This is a genomic window from Streptomyces sp. NPDC104367 (assembly GCF_055583825.1).
Window position 1 is genome coordinate 24,755 of the sequence record NZ_JBVJND010000009.1, and the last position, 18,918, is coordinate 43,672.

17 protein-coding genes are annotated in these 18,918 nt (G+C 69.1%); 9 read left to right on the plus strand and 8 right to left on the minus strand.

All coding sequences use genetic code 11. The features are described 5' to 3' along the window. Positions 1 to 265 precede the first annotated feature (265 nt). The 6 genes from ACZ619_RS15385 (at position 266) to pknB (ending at position 8,434) form a co-directional block, all read left to right on the plus strand. Entirely contained in the window at positions 266 to 1,147 is an 882-nt protein-coding gene (locus ACZ619_RS15385) for an FhaA domain-containing protein (protein ID WP_469598798.1), read from the plus strand. 10 nt (positions 1,148 to 1,157) lie between these two features. Next, the gene (locus tag ACZ619_RS15390) at positions 1,158 to 1,679 is read left to right on the plus strand and encodes an FHA domain-containing protein FhaB/FipA (protein WP_469598799.1); all 522 of its coding nucleotides are present in this window, start codon (positions 1,158 to 1,160) and stop codon (positions 1,677 to 1,679) included. Between the two features lie 98 nt (positions 1,680 to 1,777). Next, positions 1,778 to 3,343: a Stp1/IreP family PP2C-type Ser/Thr phosphatase gene (locus tag ACZ619_RS15395; RefSeq protein ID WP_469599217.1), complete on the plus strand. Its 1,566-nt coding sequence runs from the start codon at positions 1,778 to 1,780 to the stop codon at positions 3,341 to 3,343. A 27-nt stretch (positions 3,344 to 3,370) separates the two neighbouring features. Beyond that, positions 3,371 to 4,810 carry an FtsW/RodA/SpoVE family cell cycle protein gene (locus tag ACZ619_RS15400; protein WP_469598801.1) on the plus strand — a complete coding sequence of 480 codons (1,440 nt, stop codon included), beginning with the start codon at positions 3,371 to 3,373 and terminating at the stop codon, positions 4,808 to 4,810. Then, entirely contained in the window at positions 4,807 to 6,282 is a 1,476-nt protein-coding gene (locus tag ACZ619_RS15405; RefSeq protein ID WP_469598804.1) for a peptidoglycan D,D-transpeptidase FtsI family protein, read from the plus strand. Before ACZ619_RS15400 ends, ACZ619_RS15405 begins: the two co-directional genes overlap by 4 nt. 169 nt (positions 6,283 to 6,451) lie before the next feature. After that, complete coding sequence (gene pknB, locus ACZ619_RS15410; protein ID WP_469598806.1) at positions 6,452 to 8,434, plus strand: Stk1 family PASTA domain-containing Ser/Thr kinase; 1,983 nt, start codon at positions 6,452 to 6,454, stop codon at positions 8,432 to 8,434. Between the two features lie 116 nt (positions 8,435 to 8,550). On the opposite strand, the gene ACZ619_RS15415 is transcribed toward pknB, so the two are convergent. From ACZ619_RS15415 to ACZ619_RS15440, 6 genes are read right to left on the minus strand one after another with little or no spacing between them, the layout of a single operon-like run. After that, a complete protein-coding gene (locus tag ACZ619_RS15415; RefSeq protein ID WP_469598807.1) occupies positions 8,551 to 9,300 on the minus strand; it encodes a class E sortase in 750 nt (249 codons plus the stop codon). A gap of 19 nt (positions 9,301 to 9,319) precedes the next feature. Continuing rightward, on the minus strand, positions 9,320 to 10,435 hold the full coding sequence (locus ACZ619_RS15420) for a class E sortase (RefSeq protein ID WP_469598809.1): 1,116 nt from the start codon (positions 10,433 to 10,435) through the stop codon (positions 9,320 to 9,322). Then, entirely contained in the window at positions 10,432 to 11,070 is a 639-nt protein-coding gene (locus ACZ619_RS15425; RefSeq protein ID WP_469598811.1) for an aminodeoxychorismate/anthranilate synthase component II, read from the minus strand. Before ACZ619_RS15425 ends, ACZ619_RS15420 begins: the two co-directional genes overlap by 4 nt. After that, positions 11,067 to 11,228, minus strand: coding sequence for a hypothetical protein (locus ACZ619_RS15430; protein ID WP_469598813.1), 162 nt, complete (start codon positions 11,226 to 11,228; stop codon positions 11,067 to 11,069). Before ACZ619_RS15430 ends, ACZ619_RS15425 begins: the two co-directional genes overlap by 4 nt. Before the next feature lie 52 nt (positions 11,229 to 11,280). Next, complete coding sequence (locus ACZ619_RS15435; RefSeq protein ID WP_469598815.1) at positions 11,281 to 11,970, minus strand: class E sortase; 690 nt, start codon at positions 11,968 to 11,970, stop codon at positions 11,281 to 11,283. Positions 11,971 to 12,002: 32 nt separating this feature from the next. Next, a complete protein-coding gene (locus ACZ619_RS15440; RefSeq protein WP_469598816.1) occupies positions 12,003 to 12,791 on the minus strand; it encodes a DUF881 domain-containing protein in 789 nt (262 codons plus the stop codon). A 151-nt stretch (positions 12,792 to 12,942) separates the two neighbouring features. Here ACZ619_RS15440 and crgA point away from each other — a divergent pair, with 151 nt between their 5' ends. Next, positions 12,943 to 13,197: a cell division protein CrgA gene (crgA, locus tag ACZ619_RS15445; protein ID WP_469598818.1), complete on the plus strand. Its 255-nt coding sequence runs from the start codon at positions 12,943 to 12,945 to the stop codon at positions 13,195 to 13,197. A 264-nt stretch (positions 13,198 to 13,461) separates the two neighbouring features. Here crgA and ACZ619_RS15450 read toward each other — a convergent pair whose 3' ends face one another. Further along, positions 13,462 to 14,361 carry a rhomboid family intramembrane serine protease gene (locus tag ACZ619_RS15450; protein ID WP_469598820.1) on the minus strand — a complete coding sequence of 300 codons (900 nt, stop codon included), beginning with the start codon at positions 14,359 to 14,361 and terminating at the stop codon, positions 13,462 to 13,464. A 96-nt stretch (positions 14,362 to 14,457) separates the two neighbouring features. Then, positions 14,458 to 14,991: a peptidylprolyl isomerase gene (locus ACZ619_RS15455; protein WP_469598822.1), complete on the minus strand. Its 534-nt coding sequence runs from the start codon at positions 14,989 to 14,991 to the stop codon at positions 14,458 to 14,460. 300 nt (positions 14,992 to 15,291) lie between these two features. Between ACZ619_RS15455 and ACZ619_RS15460 the strand changes: the two genes are divergently transcribed. After that, complete coding sequence (locus tag ACZ619_RS15460; RefSeq protein WP_469598824.1) at positions 15,292 to 15,987, plus strand: DUF5324 family protein; 696 nt, start codon at positions 15,292 to 15,294, stop codon at positions 15,985 to 15,987. A gap of 433 nt (positions 15,988 to 16,420) precedes the next feature. Continuing rightward, positions 16,421 to 18,820 carry a 2OG-Fe(II) oxygenase gene (locus ACZ619_RS15465; protein ID WP_469598826.1) on the plus strand — a complete coding sequence of 800 codons (2,400 nt, stop codon included), beginning with the start codon at positions 16,421 to 16,423 and terminating at the stop codon, positions 18,818 to 18,820. The last annotated feature ends 98 nt before the right edge of the window (positions 18,821 to 18,918 follow it).

The following is an 18,918-nucleotide window of genomic DNA, read 5'->3' on the forward strand; positions in this document are numbered from 1 at the left end:
TCGGCGTTCACGTATCAACCTCGTACCGGTCCGGCCCATCTGCCCGGGAGAGGGATCGTGCGCACAGTCAGGTGCGGGACACTGGTCGTGGCCCACCTCTACGATCCTTGGCAGAAGAACCGCCGATCCGGGGCAGGAGAAGCACGCCGAGGAGTTCGAAGAGGGGCCGCTGGGGGAACCGGCTGATTGCCGGGCGCGTAGATACGATCAGTGAGCAGTAGCGGAACGGCAAGCAGTACGGGCAAGGCGACAGAGGAGGTGCCCTGTGGGAGTCCTGAAGAAGTTCGAGCAGCGTCTCGAAGGTCTGGTCAACGGCACCTTCGCCAAGGTGTTCAAGTCCGAGGTCCAGCCCGTGGAGATCGCCGGAGCGCTGCAGCGCGAGTGCGACAACAACGCGACCATCTGGAACCGCGACCGGACGGTCGTGCCCAACGACTTCATCGTGGAGCTGAGCGCCCCCGACTTCGAGCGCCTCAGCCCCTACTCCGGACAGCTCGGCGACGAGCTGGCCGGGATGGTCCGCGACTACGCCAAGCAGCAGCGCTACACGTTCATGGGGCCGATCAAGGTCAACCTGGAGAAGGCCGAGGACCTGGACACCGGCCTGTACCGGGTACGCAGCCGCACGCTCGCCTCCTCCAGCAACCAGCAGGCCTCCGAGCACGCCCCCGCGGGCGGCGCCCCGCAGCGTCCCGGCGGCTACGGCTACCCTCAGCAGCCCGGCGCCGCCCCGCCGATGCCGAGCGCGCCGCCGCCCGGCGCCCCGGCACGCCCCGGCGGCTACGGCTACCCACAGCCCACCCAGCCCGCCGGCCAGCGGCCCGCCGGCCCCTCCGGACCGGTCGGCGCCCCGTCGCCCGGCTCCCGAACCCGCCACTGGATCGAGATCAACGGCACCCGCCACCAGATCTCCCGCGCGACGCTGGTGCTGGGCCGCAGCACCGAGGCCGACGTGCGGATCGACGACCCCGGCGTCTCCCGCCGGCACTGCGAGATCCGGACCGGAACGCCCTCGACGATCCAGGATCTCGGGTCCACCAACGGCATCGTGGTGGACGGGCAGCACACCACCCGCGCTACGCTCCGCGACGGCTCGCGGATCGTCGTGGGCAGCACCACCATCATTTACCGGCAAGCCGAAGGGTGAAGCGGGGGCAATGTCAGAGCTGACCCTCACGGTCATGCGGCTGGGTTTCCTGGCCGTACTGTGGCTGTTCGTGATCGTGGCCGTGCAGGTCATCCGCAGCGACCTGTTCGGTACGCGCGTCACCCAGCGCGGATCGCGTAGGGAAGAAGGACGCCGGCAGCAGCCCGCCCGGCAGCAGCAGGCCGCGCCACCGCAGCAGCGCGGCCAGCAGCAGAGCGGCGGTCGCCAGCGGCGCAACGCCCCCACCAAGCTGGTCGTCAGCGAGGGCACCCTGACGGGGACGACGGTCGCGCTCCAGGGCCAGACCATCACCCTCGGCCGCGCCCACGACTCCACCATCGTGCTGGACGACGACTACGCCTCCAGCCGCCATGCCAGGATCTACCCGGACCGCGACGGCCAGTGGATCGTCGAGGACCTCGGTTCCACGAACGGCACGTACCTGGACCGGTCACGGCTGACGACCCCCACACCGGTCCCGCTGGGCGCACCGATCCGCATCGGCAAAACCGTCATCGAACTGCGGAAGTAGTGCTACGTCATGAATAGGCGCGAGCGGAGCGAGCACGCGGCGGCGGACCGGACGCCGGTCCCCGGCGCGCTCCCGACCGGAGGGTGGGCACCGTGCGGATGTACCCGGAGCCGACGGGCGAGGTGCGCATGAGTCTGTCACTGCGCTTCGCCGCCGGATCGCACAAAGGCATGATCCGCGAGGGCAACGAGGACTCCGGTTACGCCGGTCCCCGCCTGCTCGCCATCGCCGACGGCATGGGCGGCCAGGCCGCCGGCGAGGTCGCCTCCTCCGAGGTGATCTCCACCCTGGTCACGCTCGACGACGACGTGCCCGGCTCCGACATCCTCACCTCGCTCGGCCACGCCGTGCAGCGCGCCAACGACCAGCTGCGCTCCATGGTCGAGGAGGACCCGCAGCTGGAGGGCATGGGGACCACCCTGACCGCCCTGCTGTGGACCGGACAGCGGCTCGGCCTGGTGCACGTCGGCGACTCGCGCGCGTACCTGCTGCGTGACGGCGTGCTCACCCAGATCACCCAGGACCACACCTGGGTGCAGCGGCTCGTCGACGAGGGCCGCATCACCGAGGAGGAAGCCACCACCCACCCGCAGCGCTCGCTCCTCATGCGCGCGCTCGGCAGCGGCGACCACGTCGAACCCGACCTCTCCATCCGCGAGGTCCGCGCCGGCGACCGCTACCTGATCTGCTCCGACGGGCTCTCCGGGGTCGTCTCCCACCAGACCCTGGAGGAGACCCTCGCCAGCTACCAGGGACCGCAGGAGACCGTGCAGGAGCTGATCCAGCTCGCGCTGCGCGGCGGCGGCCCCGACAACATCACGGTCATCATCGCCGACGTCCTCGACCTGGACACCGGGGACACCCTCGCCGGGCAGCTCTCCGACACCCCCATCGTGGTCGGCGCCGTCGCCGAGAACCAGCACCACCTGCACGACAACGGCATCATGCAGACCCCGGCGGGCCGCGCCGCCAACCTCGGCCGCCAGGTCCCCGGCCAGGGCGGCGGCGAGTTCGGCCCGCCCGGCTCCGGCGACACCACCGGCTACGACCCCTCCGGCAGCTTCGGCGACTACACCGACGACGACTTCGTCAAGCCCCGCAAGGGCCGCAGGTGGCTGAAGAGATCCTTCTGCACCGTGCTCGCCCTCGCCGTGATCGGCGGCGGCGTGTACGGCGGCTGGCGCTGGACGCAGACCCAGTACTACGTCGGCGCCAACGGCGAGCACGTCGCGCTGTACCAGGGCATCAGCCAGGACCTGGCCTGGGTCTCGTTGTCGAAGGTGGAGAAGGACCACCCCGAGATCGAACTCAAGTACCTGCCGTCCTACCAGCAGAAGCAGGTCAGGGCCACCATCGCCGAGGGCGGTCTGCAGGACGCCCAGACGAAGGTCCAGGAACTGGCCGTGCAGGCCTCCGCCTGCAAGAAGGAGGCGGAGCGCACCGCCGCCGAGGCCAAGACCGCCAAGACGGACAAGGGCAAGACCGCCGACACCACGGGAACCACGAAGACCTCGCTCACGTCCAAGGCCTCGCCCAGCCCCTCGAACTCGGCGTCCCCCACGGCGTCACCGTCCCCGTCCACCTCAGCGACCGCCACCCCCAGCCCCGGCCCCACTCTCTCGGAGGATGAGCAGAAGGTCGTCTCGCTGTGCGGTAAGCAGTAGGCAAGCCGTGAGAGGCCCCGTCACACGATGAGCAGTTCCACCAACTCCTCGACACATCACACGTCCACGATCGGTGCCATCGGCGCACCCAGCCGACGCAACACCGAGCTCGCGCTCCTGGTGTTCGCGGTCGTCATCCCGGTCTTCGCCTACGCCAACGTGGGCCTGGCCATCGACGACGAGGTACCGGCGGGCCTGCTGAGCTACGGCCTGGGCCTCGGCCTCATGGCCGGCGTCGCCCATCTCGCCGTACGCAAGTTCGCGCCCTACGCGGACCCGCTGCTGCTGCCGCTGGCCACGCTCCTCAACGGCATCGGACTGGTCGTCATCTGGCGGCTCGACCAGTCCAAGCGGCTCCAGCGGAGCAGCAGCTTCGTCGAGGCGGCACCACGCCAGCTGCTGTACTCCGCCATGGGCGTCGCCCTGCTGGTGGTCGTGCTGATCTTCCTCAAGGACCACCGCGCCCTCCAGCGCTACACCTACATCTCGATGTTCGGCGCGCTGTTCCTGCTGGTCCTGCCCCTCGTGCCCGGTCTCGGCGCGAACATCTACGGCGCCAAGATCTGGATCAAGATCCCCGGCCTCGGCACGCTCCAGCCCGGTGAGTTCGCCAAGATCGTGCTGGCGATCTTCTTCGCCGGCTACCTCATGGTGAAGAGAGACGCCCTGGCCCTGGCCAGCCGTCGCTTCATGGGCCTGTACCTGCCCCGCGGCCGCGACCTGGGTCCGATCCTCATCGTCTGGGTGATCTCGATCCTCATCCTGGTGTTCGAGACCGACCTCGGTACCTCGCTGCTGTTCTTCGGAATGTTCATCATCATGCTGTACGTGGCGACGGAACGGACCAGCTGGATCGTCTTCGGTCTGCTGATGTCCGCGGCCGGCGCCGTGGGCGTCGCCTCCTTCGAACCGCACGTCCAGCAGCGCGTCCAGGCATGGCTCGACCCCATGCGCGAGTTCACGCTCAGCAGGCAGGGCGTCCTCGGCCACACCGAGCAGTCCATGCAGGCGCTGTGGGCGTTCGGCTCCGGCGGCACCCTCGGCACCGGCCTGGGCCAGGGCAACTCCGACCTCATCGGCTTCGCCGCCAACTCGGACTTCATCCTCGCCACCTTCGGCGAGGAACTGGGCCTGGCCGGCGTCATGGCGATCCTGCTGCTCTACGGCCTGATCGTGGAGCGCGGTATCCGCACCTCGCTCGCGGCCCGCGACCCGTTCGGCAAGCTGCTGGCCGTCGGCCTGTCCGGCGCCTTCGCCCTTCAGGTCTTCGTCGTGGCCGGCGGTGTCATGGGCCTCATCCCGCTGACCGGCATGACGCTGCCGTTCGTGGCCTACGGCGGTTCGTCCGTCATCGCCAACTGGGCCCTGATCGGCATCCTGCTGCGCATCAGCGACACCGCCCGCCGCCCCGCTCCCGCCCCCGCACCGAACCCCGACGCCGAGATGACCCAGGTGGTCCGACCGTGAACAAGCCCCTACGCCGCATCGCGATCTTCTGCGGGCTGCTTGTCATGGCGCTGCTCGTCCGTGACAACTGGCTCCAGTACGTCCAGGCGAACGAGCTCAACACCAACACCGACAACCGCCGCGTGGCCATCGAGCGTTACGCCGCTCCGCGGGGCGACATCATCGTCGACGGCGACGCCATCACCGGGCACACGGAGTCGAAGACGGGCGACTTCAAGTACAAGCGCACGTACAAGAACGGCTCCATGTGGGCCCCGGTCACCGGCTACGCCTCCCAGGCCTTCGGCGCCAACCAGCTGGAGTCCCTGGAAGACGGCATCCTCACCGGCAACGACAACCGGCTCTTCTTCCGCAACACCCTCGACATGGTCACGGGCAAGCAGAAGTCGGGCGGCAACGTCGTCACCACGCTCAACGCGGCCGCGCAGAAGGCCGCGTACAACGGCCTCAAGGCGCAGGGCGGCAAGGGCGCGGTCGTCGCCCTGGAGCCCTCCACGGGCAAGATCCTGGCCCTCGCGTCCTACCCGTCGTACGACCCCTCGGCCTTCGCCGGCAACACCGACACCGACGCGGCGGCCTGGAAGAAGCTCCAGAAGAAGTACGACCCCAACGACCCGATGCTGAACCGGGCGCTGCGCGAGACCTACCCGCCGGGCTCCACCTTCAAGGTGGTCACCGCCGCGGCCGCGCTGGAGAACGGGCTGTACACCTCCGCCGACGAGGCCACCAAGTCGCCGCTGCCGTGGGTCATGCCGGGCACCACCACCGAGCTGAAGAACGAGGGCAGCATCCCCTGCAAGAACGCGACCATGCGGATCGCGCTGCGCTACTCCTGCAACACCGTCTTCGGCAAGATCGGCGCCGACCTCGGCAACGACAAGATGCTCTCCGAGGCCAAGAAGTTCGGCTTCGACGCCGAGCAGTTCACCCCGGTCCGCTCCAGCGCCTCGGTCTTCTCCAAGGACATGAACCAGTCGCAGACCGCGCTGTCCTCGATCGGCCAGTACAACACCGCCGCGACCCCGCTCCAGATGGCCATGGTCGCCTCCGCGGTCGCCAACGACGGCAAGCTGATGAAGCCGTACATGATCGACAAGCTGCAGTCGTCGAACCTCGACACCATCTCGCAGACCGACCCCGAGGAGCTGAGCCAGCCGCTCTCCTCCGCGAACGCCCAGGTCCTCCAGTCGATGATGGAGACGGTCGTCAAGGAGGGCACCGGCACCAACGCGCAGATCAGCGGCGTGACCGTCGGTGGCAAGACCGGTACCGCCCAGCACGGTGTGGAGAACAGCGAGAACCCCTACGCCTGGTTCATCTCCTACGCCAAGCTGCCCGACGGCAGCAAGCCCGTCGCCATCGCCGTGGTGATCGAGGACGACCAGGCCAACCGTGACGACATCTCCGGCGGCGGCCTCGCGGCCCCGATCGCGAAGAGCGTGATGGAGGCAGTCATCAACTCCAAGAAGTGACCCCGCTCACGTTCCCTTCACATCGGTGCACGTTGCGATACCGGTCCTGTATCGGGTTACGGGCTTGGCCAGGTCACACAAACACAGCCGGGTACGGTAGGCCCGGACGGCAGCCTCCGGCCACACACCCGTGGCGGCCGGGACCGACGGAGAGGGCTGGTAGGTAGCTATGGAAGAGCCGCGTCGCCTCGGCGGCCGGTACGAGCTGGGCCACGTGCTCGGCCGTGGTGGCATGGCGGAGGTCTACCTCGCGCATGACACGCGGCTCGGCCGCGCGGTGGCGGTGAAGACGCTGCGCGTGGACCTCGCGCGCGATCCGTCCTTCCAGGCCCGGTTCCGCCGGGAGGCCCAGTCGGCCGCCTCGCTCAACCATCCCGCGATCGTCGCGGTCTACGACACGGGCGAGGACTACATCGACGGGGTCTCGATCCCGTACATCGTCATGGAGTACGTGGAGGGCTCGACCCTGCGCGAGCTGCTGCACTCCGGCCGCAAGCTCCTGCCCGAGCGCGCGATGGAGATGACCATCGGCATCCTCCAGGGCCTGGAGTACGCGCACCGCAGCGGCATCGTCCACCGTGACATCAAGCCGGCGAACGTCATGCTGACGCGCAACGGCCAGGTCAAGGTGATGGACTTCGGCATCGCCCGCGCCATGGGCGACGCCGGCATGACCATGACCCAGACGGCGGCCGTCATCGGCACCGCCCAGTACCTGTCCCCCGAGCAGGCCAAGGGCGAACAGGTCGACGCCCGCTCGGACCTCTACTCGACGGGCTGCCTCCTCTACGAGCTGCTGACGGTACGGCCCCCCTTCGTCGGGGACTCCCCGGTCGCCGTCGCCTACCAGCACGTACGCGAGGAACCGCAGCCCCCGTCGGTCTTCGACCCGGAGATCACGCCCGAGATGGACGCGATCGTCCTGCGGGCCCTGGTCAAGGACCCGAACTACCGCTACCAGTCGGCCGACGAGATGCGTGCCGACATCGAGGCGTGCCTGGACGGCCAGCCGGTCGCGGCCACGGCCGCCATGGGCTCCGTCGGCTACGGCTACCCGGACGACCAGGCGACCACCGCGCTGCGCACGGACGCCGGCGCGACCACCATGCTGCCGCCGATGAACCCGGACGACGGCGGCTTCGGCTACGACGACCGCCCCGACCGCCGCCGTCAGCAGAAGAAGAACAACACCTCCACGATCCTGCTCGTGGTGGCGGGCGTCCTGGTGCTGGTCGGCTCGATCCTGATCGGCAAGTGGGTGGTCAGCGGGAACGGCGCGGACAAACCCTTCGCCGCCCCGAACTTCGTCGGCTCGACCTACTCCGACGCGCAGAAGATGGCCGACAACTCCGGCCTCGAACTGGCGACCCCCACCAAGAAGGCCTGCGAGAACGCCCCCAAGGGCAGCGTCTGCTCCCAGGACCCGGCCGCCGGCTCCGACGTGAACAAGGGCGACACGATCAGCCTGGTGGTGTCGACGGGCTCGCCGAAGGTCACGGTCCCCGACGTCCAGGGTCTGACCTACGACAAGGCCGAGGAGCAGCTCACGGCCAAGGGCTTCAAGGTCGAGAAGAAGACCCAGGTCTCCGAGCAGACCGCGGGCGTCGTCATCGGCCAGGACCCCTCCGGCGACACGGAGGTCGAGAAGGGCTCCGTGATCACCCTGACGGTCGCCAAGGCCGAGGAGAAGTCCACGGTCCCCGACGTCAGCGGCAAGAGCTGCGACGACGCCAAGGCGCAGATGTCGGCGAACAACCTGACCGGCAACTGCACCGAGGTGGAGACGGACGACTCCAACCTGGTCGGCAAGGTGGTCTCCACCAACCCGCAGGCCGGGTCCCAGGTCGACAAGAACTCCACGGTGACCATCCAGATCGGCAAGGCCAAGGAGCAGACGGCCGTACCGAGCGTGGTCGGCCAGACCGTCAAGCAGGCCAAGCAGACCCTGCAGCAGGCCGGGTTCAACAACATCCAGTTCAACGGCGACTCCGGCGACAACGCCATCGTCACCAACCAGGACCCGAGCGCCAACACCGGCGTCGACGACCCGGGCGGCCAGACGGTCACCCTCACCACGGTGAGCGTCGGCAACGGCAACAACAACGGCAACAACAACGGTGGCACGAACTTCTTCGGCGGCACCGACGGCTGACGGCCTCACCCGGCAACGACGGAGCCCCGGTCCCTTCCTGGAGGAAGGGACCGGGGCTCTCTCTTCTGCCCACACCCCGCGGAGCCGCCGGCGGCTCCGCGGTCGCCAGGGGACCGTCAGCGCAGTTCCTTGGGGAGGGTGCGTTTGCTGTCGACCTTCTGGACCCGGACCAGTTCGCCCCAGACCACGTACCGGTAGCGGCTCGTGTAGACCGGGGTGCAGGTGGTGAGGGTGATGTAGTGGCCCGGCTTGGTCTTCCCGGACTCCGTGGGGATCTGGGAGAGGACCTTGACGTTGTACTTCGAGGTCTCGGGGAGGACCGAGTACGTCTTGTAGACGTACCAGTCGTCCCGTGTCTCGAAGACGATGGGGTCGCCGACCTTCACCTTGTCGATGTTGTGGAACTTCGCGCCGTGGCCGTCACGGTGGGCGGCGAGGGTGAAGTTGCCGGTCTTGCCGGTGGTGGGCAGCACGGCCTTGGCCGGGTCCGTGTAGTAGCCGGCCACACCGTCGTTGAGGACCTCCGTCGACGTGCCCTTCTCGACCAGCACCTCGCCGTTCCTCATGGACGGCACATGCAGGAAGCCGATGCCGTTCTTGGTGTCCAGCGCACCCGGCCCGGTGTCCTGCTGGGCCCAGTCGTCCCGGACCTTGTCGCCCTCGCTGTCCGCCTTGCGGTCCGCGAGGACGTTCGTCCACCAGAGCGAGTACACGACGAACAGGCCGAGCACCAGCCCCGCGGTGATCAGGAGTTCGCCGAAGACGCTCACCGCCGTCGCGATCGGCCCGATCGGCCGACGGCCGGGGACGGGCACCGCATCCGGCGCGTCGGTCTGCTCTTCGGTGTCGTCGGCGGTCGCTGCCACTGTTCCTCTGCCTCTGCCCTTACTCGACGAGCGCGTCCGGCTTGCCCTTGCTGCGCGGGCGTTCCTCGACCATCTTGCCCCAGACGATCAACCGGTACTTGCTGGTGAACTCCGGAGTACAGGTGGTCAGGGTGATGTAACGGCCCGCCTTGGTGAAGCCCGACCCCTTCGGGATCGCGTCCAGCACACTCACGTTGCTGGGCGACGTCACCGGCAGCATCGACGTCACCTTGTACACGAAGTACTCGTCCTGCGTCTCGACCACCACCGCGTCACCGGCCACCAGCCTGTTGATGTACCGGAACGGCTCGCCGTGCGTGTTGCGGTGGGCGGCCAGCCCGAAGTTGCCGGACTTGTCCTCGGGCATCGCGGTCTTCAGCGCACCCCCGCCGTAGTGCCCGACCATGCCCTTGTCGAGGACCTTCTTGTTGCTGACGCCCTCGGCGATCGGCACCACCACGTCCAGCTTCGGGATGTGCAGGATGGCGAAACCCTGACCGGGCGCGAACACACCGGGCGCCCGCTTTCCGTCCGCCCAGTCCTGCTGGAGCGTGCTCGCCTCCTGGCCGGCCTGCGCATGGGCCCGCACGTTCGTCCACCACAGCTGGTAGGTGACGAACAGCAGCATCAGCACACCGGTGGTGATGAACACCTCGCCTATGGCCCGGCTCGCCAGCACCGCCGGGCTCGGCTTGCGCAGCCTGGCCTGCCGACGGGCCTCGACCCGGGAGAGCGGCCGCCCCGACGCCCTGCCCTCCCGGCCCTCCTGGCCCAGGGACGGCGACAGCGCCTCAGGTGCCCCGCCATGACGCCCGCCACGGCGCTTGGCGGCCTTCCTGCGGGCCGCACGGCCCCCCAGCGGGGATCCGGAAGCGGAGCGTCCTGCCGTGCCCGCAGAAGCCGACATGGGCGGCGGATCGATGACCCGCAGCGCGACCGTCTCCTCGTCGATCCGCGGCAACGGCGCACCGGCCGGGGCGGACGCGACGGGCGGGACCGGCAAAACCGGCGGAAGGTAGGCCGTCGGCTCCTCGACCGGCGGCAGGTACGCCGTGTCCCCGAGCGCGCTCGACCCCCCGTACGACTGATCCCCGTACGAGGTATCGGTCTCGCGCTCGGGGCGCAGCGCGGTCACGCCGTGGCCCTGCCCACCACCGGGGCGAGCCCCGCCGACCTCGCCACGGCCCCCTCGTACCCGCACTCCGCCAGCCAGTTGGCCAGCATCCGGTGCCCGTGCTCGGTCAGCACCGACTCGGGGTGGAACTGGACACCCTCCACCGGGAGTTCACGGTGCCTGAGCCCCATGATGATCCCGTCGTGGGTACGGGCGGTCACCTCCAGCTCGGCCGGCACCGTGTCCGGCTCGGCCGCCAGCGAGTGGTAGCGGGTCGCGGTGAACGGCGTCGGCAGCCCGGCGAAGACACCCTTGCCCTCGTGCTCCACCAGCGAGGTCTTGCCGTGCAGCAGCTCCGGCGCGCGGTCCACGACCCCGCCGTACGCCACCTGCATCGACTGCATGCCGAGGCAGACGCCGAAGACCGGCACACCGGTGGCCGCGCAGTGGCGGACCATGTCCACACAGACCCCGGCCTCCTCCGGCGTACCGGGGCCCGGCGACAGCAGCACGCCGTCGAAGCCGTCCTGGGCGTGCGCCGTCGACACCTCGTCGTTGCGCAGCACCTCGCACTCGGCGCCCAGCTGGTACAGGTACTGGACCAGGTTGAAGACGAAGCTGTCGTAGTTGTCGACGACGAGAATCCGCGCACTCACTGGTTGTCCACCGTCACATCGTTGAAGGGCAGCAGCGGCTCGGCCCAGGGGAAGACGTACTGGAAGAGGACGTAGACCACCGCCAGGACCAGCAGGAGTGAGATCAGCGCCTTCACCCACACACCGCCCGGCAGATGCCGCCAGATCCAGCCGTACATGCCGTCCCTTCCGTTCCACCACGGCACCAGAATCCCGCCGTACTGCACCAGACTAACGGCGCAACGCCGCGGGTCTGCCTGCCTCCACAGGCTGTGTGGAGTCCAAGTGCGCCCAGACGATCAGCCGATGGCTGTGCCCCCATTCCGGATCGCACGTGGTCAGCGTGAGATAACGCCCGGGACGCGTGTACCCCGACTTACGTGGCACAGGGTCGATCACTTCAACGTCCGTCGGAACTGTTTTGTAAGGGCCTTTGTCGATCCGATACGTGAACCAGGTCGTGCCGTCCGTCAGCACGACCGCGTCGCCCTTGCGCAGCTCCGGGAAGTCCAGGAACGGATCGCCGTAGGTGCGCCGGTGGCCGGCGACCGCGAAGTTGCCCACCTGGCCCAGGCGCGCGGTCCGGGCGTAGTGGGCGAGGCCCCTCTTCAGCACCTCGGTCCCGGTGCCCTCCAGGACCGGCTTGTTCCACGTGGAACCGAACCGCGGGATGTACATGATCGCGAAAGGCCTGCCGTAGTGGTACGCGGCGGGCTCGGCGGGCGCCGCCGTGGACGACGCCGTGGCCCTCGGACGCACCGTGGCACTGTCCGACCACTGCTTGTGCAGCTGGTCGATCTGGTGGTGCATCTCGCTGTCGGCCTTCACGCCGGTCCAGAACAGCACATACGCGACGAACAGCACGATGAGCGTGCCGACGGTGATGCAGAGCTCGCTGACGGTCCTGACGATCACGCGCACCGGCGGCTCCAGGAAGGATCCGGGAAGAACGGCTACTGCACGGGCTTCGCGTAGTGCAGATCCACTGTGCCCGAGTAGCCCGGAAGAGTCACCGTCCCGTCCTCGGTGACTTTCCACCCGAGGCCGTACACATCGACGTACACCATGTAGTTCTGGATCGCCTCGGAGTCCGTGAGCGCCTGCCGCAGCTTCGCCGGGTCCCCGACCGCCTGGATCTTGTACGGCGGCGAGTAGACCCGGCCCTGGAGGATCAGGGTGTTGCCGACACAGCGCACGGCGCTCGTGGAGATCAGCCGCTGGTCCATGACCTTGACGCCCTGGGCGCCGCCCTGCCACAGCGCGTTCACCACGGCCTGGAGGTCCTGCTGGTGGATGACCAGGTAGTCCGGCTGCGGCTCGGGGTAGCCGGGCAGCTTGGCGGTGGCGTTCGGCGGGGCGTCGTTGAGGGTGACGGTGATCGCCTCGCCGGTGAGCTTGCGGGTGCCGGCGGTCTTCTCCAGCCCGGTGAGCTTGTCGTCCTGGGCCTTGGTGGAGCCGTCGTCGCGCTCCGCGAGCTTCTCGTTCTGGTCACGCGTGCTCGCGTTCGACTCGTCCAGCTCCTTGTTCTTGCGGCTGCGCTCCTGGATCAGGTCGGAGAGCTTGAGCAGGTTGTCGTCCGAGCGGATGTCGGTGCCCTTGGCCGTGTTGAAGCTGGTGAAGAAGAGAAGACCGGCGAGGGCGAAGACGCCCACGGTGAGAATCCGCACCGGCCGGAAGCCGCTCTTGCGGATCGGGCCGGAACCCGTTGATCCGGTCGCGTTGGAGTCGGCAGAATTGCTCAACGTACCCTTATCTCCTTCGGCGGCGCGGAAGCACTACGCTAACGGACGCCCGGGGGAGCGCTCAGTGAGCCCTTACTGTCCCCTTGTACGCTGCCCCGACCCGACCCAGTTACCTGCGCGGCCACGCAGCGCATCGACAGGAGAGACCCTCGTGCCGAAGTCACGTATCCGCAAGAAGGCCGACTACACGCCGCCGCCGGCGAAGCAGGCGACCGCCCTGAAGCTGAACAACCGGGCCTGGGTCGCACCGGTGATGCTGGCCATGTTCCTCATCGGACTGGCTTGGATCGTCGTCTTCTATGTGACCGACGGTTCACTGCCCATCGACAGCCTCGGCAACTGGAACATCGTCGTGGGCTTCGGGTTCATCGCCGCCGGCTTCGGCGTCTCCACACAGTGGAAGTAGCTCTACCCACGGTTATCCGCTGAGTTATCCACAGGCCTGTGCATGGACCTGGGGAAAAGACGACGATCTGTGGATAACCCATCGGGTGTTGACGCCGGTACGACTACCACAACACCCACAGCAAGGCGCTGCGCCCCCTCCCTCACCTGCGAGAACGCAAGTGAGTGGCAGGGGGCGCAGGTGTGCGCGCACGTTGTGCACAAGATCCGCGACCGACTGTGGACAACGGTTCGGTATCGGTGCGGTGAGCCGCCGTGATCGGGCTCAGGTGAGCTGCGCGGTCCGGATCACCGTGAGCACGACGACCACGACCAGGACCAGCGCGCAGGTGCCGTACTGGACGAGGTTCCGCCGCTCGCGGGGTGCGTGCACCATCGCGTACCCGGTGATCACACCGGCGATCAGCCCACCGATGTGGGCCTGCCAGGCGATGCCGCCGCTGAACGTGAAGATCAGGTTGATGACCAGCAGCGCGATGATCGGCCGCATGTCGTAGTTGAGCCGCCGGATGAGCACCGCGGTCGCGCCGAAGAGGCCGAAGATCGCGCCGGACGCGCCGAGCGAGGGCTGGTTCTGGGCGGCGAGCAGATAGCTGAGCGCGCTGCCGGCCAGGCCGGAGACGAAGTACAGGGTGAGGTAGCGGGCCCGGCCGAGCGCGGTCTCCAGGGGGCCGCCGATCCACCACAGGCTGAGCATGTTGAACGCGATGTGCATGTAGTTCGAGCTGTCGTGCAGGAACATCGCGGTCAGCATGCGGTAGTACTGCCCCTGCGCGACGCCCTCGACGGCGCCGTACTGCGGGAACCAGGCCTGGCCGATGAGGTCGAAGCGGTTGGTGAAGCTGTCGCCCACCGAGAGCTGGACCAGGAACACCGCCAGGTTGATCCCGATCAGGATCTTGGTGACCAGCCGGGGGTCCGCGGTGACCGTGCCGCCCGCGATGGTGCGGGGGCGGGACGCGGCCGGCGGCGGGCCGGTGCGGCCCTCCGTGGTGCCGCGGACGCAGTCGGGGCACTGGAAGCCCACGGAGGCGCTGACCATGCACTCGGGGCAGATGGGGCGCTCGCACCGGGTGCAGCGCACGCCGGTCTCCCGGTCCGGGTGCCGGTAGCACATGGGCAGGCTGTGGGCGTCGCGCGCGCTGCCTGCCGCCTGGTCCTCCATGGGGTCCCCTCGCTCGTCGTGGGCACCATTCTGCCCCGCACATCCTTACGGACGAGCGGGGCGTTTGGTTCCCTGCGGGGCCTCGCGCGGGACGGCTCAGCCGACACGCCGGTCGACGGTGACCGCCTCGATGACGACGTCCTTCTCGGGCCGCTTGTTCGGGCCGCTGACGGCGACGGCGGCGATCTTGTCCACGACCTTCTGGCTGCCCGCGTCGACGACCTCGCCGAAGATGGTGTGCTTGCGGTTGAGGTGCGGGGCGGGGTTGACCGTGATGAAGAACTGCGAGCCGTTGGTGCGGGGGCCGGCGTTGGCCATGGCGAGCAGGTAGGGGCGGTCGAAGCGCAGGTCGGGGTGGAACTCGTCCTCGAACTTGTAGCCGGGGCCGCCGATGCCGGTGCCCAGGGGGTCGCCGCCCTGGATCATGAAGCCGCTGATGACGCGGTGGAAGACGGTGCCGTCGTAGAGGGGGTCGGTGGAGACCTCGCCGGTGGCGGGGTGGGTCCACTGGCGTTCGCCCGTCGCCAGCTCGACGAAGTTCTTGACCGTCTTCGGCGCGTGGTTCGGGAAGAGTCGGACCTCGATGTCGCCGAGGCTGGTCCTCAGGGTGGCGTACAGCTGCTCGGCCACGATCCGCCTTCCGTCGTGCTCGTTGTGCTCGGGTGCAGTGTGCAGATCCTCGCACGGTCCGGCGGGCCGATCGGCCGCCCGGGGGTCACGGCCCCGGATCCTCACGAATCGCTTGCGGAACCCCTTCCGTCATGCGGGGGCGCGAGGCACCGATCCGTGGCATTGTCGTCGACAAGCCCCTCTTGGCTCCGCTTGCACCCGTATGCCCGTCCTCGCGCGCCGCCCGGCCCGTTGGCAGGCATGATCCATAAAAGGGTGGAAAGTCGAATTACCGTACGCCACCGAGGAGGAGGAAAACCCGTGACCCGCAATGACAGCGTGCGCGCCGCGACCAGCTCGGCGAAGGACAGCGTGCGGCACGCCGCGGACGTGGTGGCGCCCTACGCCGACACGGCCAAGGAGCGTGCCGCGTACTACGCGCAGGAGGCACGCGTACGGCTCGCGCCCGTGGTGTCGCAGGCCGCTGAGCAGGCCCGCGTCCAGTACGACGCCCGTCTCGTGCCGCGCCTGGAACAGGCGCGGGCGCATGTGCCGCCGATGGTGGACCAGGCCGCGCACGACGCGGCCGACCTGACCCGCAAGGCCGCCCGGCAGGCGGCCGACTACTCGCGTCCGAGGATCGAGCACGCCGTGGCGGCGGCGGTGCCGGTCCGTGACGAGGCCACGGCGCGGGGTGCCGCCGCGCTGGCGGCGCTGCGCGGCAACGTCTCGGCCGAGGACATCCACAGGCTGGCGCGCAGGAACGAGCGGCGGTCGCGGTGCGGCCGGGCGTTCAAGGGTCTCGTCGTGTTCGGTGTGCTGGCCGGTGCCGCTTTCGCCGCCTGGAAGTGGTGGGACCAGCAGGCCAACCCCGACTGGCTGGTGGAGCCCCCGGCCGCCACGGAGGTGCCGGACGCGGGCCGTCTGGACGCGGTGGACGGGAGCTCACCGCTGGACCCGGAGGTGCGGGCCAAGGAGGCGGAGGAGCAGGCGAACCGGGACGGCAAGAAGCACTGACAACAAAAAAAGACAACCCCTCTGACCACATTTGTGCTGGTCAGAGGGGTTTGTTGTGGAGCCTAGGGGAGTCGAACCCGAAATCGTTACCTTCCTGACCTGCAAAAGCGCGGGAGAATCGGACATTGCCCCCTGATTCGATCCCTCTGGATCCTGCTCGATCCCCATTCGCTCCGACTCTGGTGTTGACACGTCAACACGTTCTCAAGCGGCATTGCCGACGCGAACACAGGCCGACCCCACGTCCCGGCACCCTGTCACTCGCCGCCTTTTGCCGACCAGGTACACCTGCACCGGGGCTGTGGGCGCAGGTCGAACCTTCCCGATCCCGAGAGCGCGGGCTTCCCCATCGCTAGGGTTCGCAGGACAAGCGGAATGACATGCTGCCGAACCAGGGGAACGAAGCACCATGCGACACCGGGCACGGAAGCGCTTGGCAGAGCTGCTGGAAGACGCGGAGCGAAGCGGGGACTTCAGTACCCGCTTCGAGATGCCCGCCCACGTGCTGCGCATCAAGGTCGACGGAGTCGGTGAGCTGCCCCTGCCGTTGCGTGCCCCGGTCACCAGGAAGCTGATCGCCCAGGCCCGGCAGGCCAGTTTCGGCCGCGGTGAGCGCACGCTGTCCGACACCGGCGTGCGCGACACCTGGGAGATCACCCCGGAGCGGATCACGCTCGGCGGCCCCGGCTGGGACCTCACCCTGAGCGCAGTCCTCGACGGCGTCCGTCGCGCGCTCGGCCTGCCGCCCACCACCGCTCTGCGGGCCGAACCACACGCCCTCCTCGTCTACGGCAAGGGCCAGTTCTTCCTCCCCCACCAGGACTCCGAGAAGGACGACTCCATGGTGGGCACCCTGGTCGTCTCGCTGCCCTCGCACCACTCCGGCGGCGAACTCGTCGTGGAACACGCGGGCCGCAGCATCACACACCGGGCGTCCCGGGAGCAGCTCACGTTCGTCGCCTTCTACGCGGACTGCCGCCACGAGGTCAGACCCGTCACCACCGGATACCGCACCACCCTCACCATGAACCTGCTCGCCGAGCGCGTCCGGCCGGCCGACGAAAGCACCGGCGGCCCCCTCGCCGACCTGGCCGCCTGCCTGACCGAGCACTTCACCACCCCGGCTGAGGAGCGCTACCCATACGGCAGCCCGAAGACCGCACCGCCCAACCGGCTCGTCTACCTCCTCGACCACGAGTACACCCAGCGAGGCCTGGACTGGGACCGCCTCAAGGGCGCCGACGCCACCCGCGCGTCCCGGCTCCGCCAGGCCGCCGGGCAAGCGGACTGCGAGGCGGTTCTGGCGCTGGCCGAGGTGAAGGAGACTTGGGACGCCGTTCCACCCCATGACCGCTACGACTACTACGGCGAGGCCGAGCACTTCGACGACTGCGAGGACGAGGAATGCGACGGCGAGTGCCTCCTCGACCCCGACGGGGAGCCCGGCGCCGAACGCCGCCGCAGCGGTGACTTCTCCGACTACGAGCTCAACGACCTGATCGACGAAGAGATCACCCTCGGCTGGTGGACCCGCCCGGACGGCACCGGCGGCGAAAAGATCTCCCTGCCCGTCTCGTACGCCGAGGTGTGCGCCACCACCGAGAGCAGGTACCTCACGCCCTACCAGTCCGAATACGAGGGCTACATGGGCAACTACGGCAACACCCTGGACCGCTGGTACCGGCGGGCCGCGGTGGTGCTCTGGCCCCGGCAGCGCTCTTTCGCTGCCCGCGCCGAGGCCGGCTCCGAGCAGGCTTTGCACGAACTCCAGGGCCACCTCGCCGCCGGCGAACTCGACCACGCGCGCACGCTCGCCCGGTCACTCAGCCCCTTCTGGCAGCATCACGGGCCGGGCGAGGCATCCGCTCCGCTCTTCGCCGCCGCTCTGCGGGTCGCGGTGGGGCTGCGGGACGCGGACACCGCCGCGATGCTGCTGGCGCCTTTCGGAGTGGAGACCCTGCGCGAGGAGCACGGAGCCGACCTCGCGGAAGCAGCCGCACGGTACGGACGGGAGTGGGCACGCAAGGCCGTCGGCAACTGGTACGGGCCGGCCGGCGCGTACACCGGGGCCGACCGCGCGGCCTGGCTGGAATCGCTGCCCGGTCTCTGTACCACGCTGCGGGGTGCCGACGGCGACGGGGAAGCCGTGGTGACACCGCTGACCGAATGCGCCTGGCAGGGCGTCAGGCAGCAGCTCGCCCGGTGGCTCGACGTGGGCCGGGAGGCGGAGCGCCGCGCGGGCCTGGAACGGCTGGGTGCGCCGCTGGCCCACGTGCTGTGCGCAGGTGACCCGAGGACCGCCGACACCGTCGCCACCGCACTGCGCGAGCTGCCGGACACCGTTCTGGAATGCCTGCTCCCCGCCCTTCGCCACAGCGGACACAGCGGACACAGCACGACGACCGTACCCGGCGAGGCCGCCCGCGCCTTCCAGACCCTCGCCGGCCACTGCGAGGAACGGCTCACCGCCGCCGTCGCCCGCCCCGTGCGCGCGGCGGACGACTGGTCGCTCCCCCCGGCCGGGTCCTGCCGCTCGGGTTGCGACCTCTGCCCGGACCTCGACGCCTTCCTGGCCTCTCGCGACCGCCGGGTGATGGAGTGGCCGCTCGCCCAGGACAAGCGCCGCCACATCCACAGTCGGCTCGACATGGCCGGTCTGCCCGTGTCGCACACCACCCGGCGGCAGGGTCGCCCCTACACCCTGGTCCTGACCAAGACGGACGAGGTCTTCACCCGCGAGCGGACGGCCCGCGTACGTGCCACGACCGACCTGGCGTGGCTGCGGGAGAACCAGCCCCGGACCCCCGGCCGGGACACTCGGCCCGAGAGATGACGGACGCCGGGTTCCGACCGTTCTCGAAGCACCCGCGACCTGTGGACGTGCCGGAACCGGGACGCGAAGCGGTTCCGGCACGACCGGACGTTCCCGGA

What these genes read in the sequence shown, in the direction of transcription:
- ACZ619_RS15390 (WP_469598799.1), top strand. Translation starts at nt 1,158, where the DNA reads ATGTCAGAGCTGACCCTCACGGTCATGCGGCTGGGTTTCCTGGCCGTA.
- ACZ619_RS15395 (WP_469599217.1), top strand. Translation starts at nt 1,778, where the DNA reads ATGTACCCGGAGCCGACGGGCGAGGTGCGCATGAGTCTGTCACTGCGC.
- ACZ619_RS15400 (WP_469598801.1), top strand. Translation starts at nt 3,371, where the DNA reads ATGAGCAGTTCCACCAACTCCTCGACACATCACACGTCCACGATCGGT.
- pknB (WP_469598806.1), top strand. Translation starts at nt 6,452, where the DNA reads ATGGAAGAGCCGCGTCGCCTCGGCGGCCGGTACGAGCTGGGCCACGTG.
- ACZ619_RS15430 (WP_469598813.1), bottom strand. Translation starts at nt 11,228, where the DNA reads ATGTACGGCTGGATCTGGCGGCATCTGCCGGGCGGTGTGTGGGTGAAG.
- ACZ619_RS15450 (WP_469598820.1), bottom strand. Translation starts at nt 14,361, where the DNA reads ATGGAGGACCAGGCGGCAGGCAGCGCGCGCGACGCCCACAGCCTGCCC.